Here is a 1,174-nt window from a genome sequence, read left to right as displayed (position 1 = left end):
GTAGGTGCCACAGCGGCAGACGTTGCCGGCCATGGCGGCGTCGATGTCGGCGGCGGCGGGTTGTTGGCCCTTGGGCAGCGTTTTGAGGAAGGCGGTGGCGCTCATGATCTGGCCGCTCTGGCAGTAGCCGCACTGCGCCACGTCGTGCTTCACCCAGGCGTCGCGCACGGCGTGGCCCACGCGGTCGTCACCCGAGGTGATGGCCTCGATGGTGGTGACCTTCTTGCCCTCGACGCTGCCGATGGGCGTGACGCAGGAGCGCACGGCCTGGCCGTCGACGTGCACGGTGCAGGCGCCGCACAGGGCCGCACCGCAGCCGAACTTGGTGCCGGTCAGGCCCAGCGAATCGCGCAGCGCCCAGAGCACGGGCGTGGAGGGATCGACGTCGAGCTGCTGGGCGCGACCGTTGACTTGCAGGGTGGTCATGGGGGGTCTCCTGGAAACATGGGGAACGGGGATGCGGGTTCCCGTGGCCGCAACCCCGGGAAGGGCGCCAGTGTCGTCCCGGGGCCCCGCCCGGCGTTAGCCTGAACCTGCGCCATGCTTGCCCAATCCTGCGAGCGCGCTGCACAAACGGGCAAGTGCCGATACCATGGCCCGCAGACCTGACACCTGCACCCCGCCATGCCCGATTCTTCCTCCACCCCACCCGCGCCCGGCGCGCGCTCATCCATCGTCCGGCGTTTGCTGGAGCGGGCGATCGACAGCTCGCCGCACATGCCGCCCGAGATTCCGGGGCTGATGCTGATCCGCATCGACCAGCCCTTCCTGAACACCTGCAGCGTCTACGAACCCTGCGTGGCCGTGATCGTGCAGGGCAGCAAGCGGATCACGCTGGGCGACGAAACCCTGTGCTACGGCGAAGACCGCTACCTGATCACGTCGATGGACCTGCCGGTGAGGTCGGCGGTGGTCGAGGCCAGCGCCGAGCGGCCTTACCTCGGCGTGGCCCTGCGCCTGGACTGGCGCGAGATCGCCTCGCTGATGCTGGAGTCGCCCGCGGCGCCCGCAGGCGCCGTGGCCCGCGACAGCCGCGCCATGACCACCGGCGCCCTCACCGCGCCCCTGCTCGAAGCCTTCGACCGCCTGCTGGCCCTGCTGGACCAGCCCGAGCACATTCCGGCGCTGGCGCCACTGATCAAACGAGAGATCCACTACCGCCTGCTCACGGGCG

At 70.1% G+C, this 1,174-nt stretch carries 2 protein-coding genes; one reads left to right on the top strand and one right to left on the bottom strand.

Going from position 1 to position 1,174, the window contains the following annotated elements; all coding sequences use genetic code 11:
- The coding region (locus RMP09_RS09840; RefSeq protein ID WP_310565805.1) for a (2Fe-2S)-binding protein at positions 1–426 on the bottom strand (426 nt) is incomplete at its 3' end.
- A gap of 198 nt (positions 427–624) precedes the next feature.
- Between RMP09_RS09840 and RMP09_RS09835 the strand changes: the two genes are divergently transcribed.
- On the top strand, positions 625–1,174 hold a 550-nt coding region (locus RMP09_RS09835), incomplete at its 3' end, for an AraC family transcriptional regulator (RefSeq protein WP_310565804.1).

Origin of the sequence: Hydrogenophaga sp., from assembly GCF_031426985.1 — a bacterium.
Taxonomy (GTDB): Bacteria; Pseudomonadota; Gammaproteobacteria; order Burkholderiales; family Burkholderiaceae_C; genus Hydrogenophaga.
The sequence above is the reverse complement of the archived record's forward strand: the minus strand, read 5'-3'. Positions and strand labels throughout refer to the sequence as shown.